1 pseudogene is annotated in these 523 nt (G+C 62.1%); it reads right to left on the minus strand.

Going from position 1 to position 523, the window contains the following annotated elements:
- Window positions 1–523, minus strand: a pseudogene (locus ACR0E6_RS23085) (hypothetical protein); the annotation flags it as partial.

Here is a 523-nt window from a genome sequence, read left to right on the forward strand (position 1 = left end):
GCATCCAATTGCCCGTGCAGGCGGGACAGGATGGCGGGGTTGGTCGCGGCTTGCGCTTCGGCCGTTGCTTTCGCCTCAGGCGCCTGTGCATCGTCAACCATCTTTTCGACCTCTCCACGCTGCGCCGCCAGAGAGTCCTGCAGCTTTTTCAACTCGGCTTCAAAAGCAGCGGTGGCTTCGGTCGAGGTGTTAGCGGAGATCGGCGCCTTCTCAAGCTCGGTCAGCCGGTCGGCCAGGGGCGCGATCTGACCCGTCAGAGATTCGACGCTGGATTTCACGGCGGTCAGATCTGCGTCAACCGGGTCCAGCTTTTGCGACAGCGCCTGAACCTGATCCGTCAGGCCCGACACGTCCGGCGCATCCGAGAGCTTCTTGGTCAGCGCTTCGATCTGGTCTGATTGTTCCGAGAGCTTCGATTCAAGCGCCGCAATCACGTCTGAGCTATCCGACCCACCAGACGAGATCAGCCCCGTTTGAGCCGCCGCGAAGCCAAGGCCCGCGGCAATCACACCACCTATCAGGG

This window comes from Ruegeria sp. AP12, from assembly GCF_056540025.1.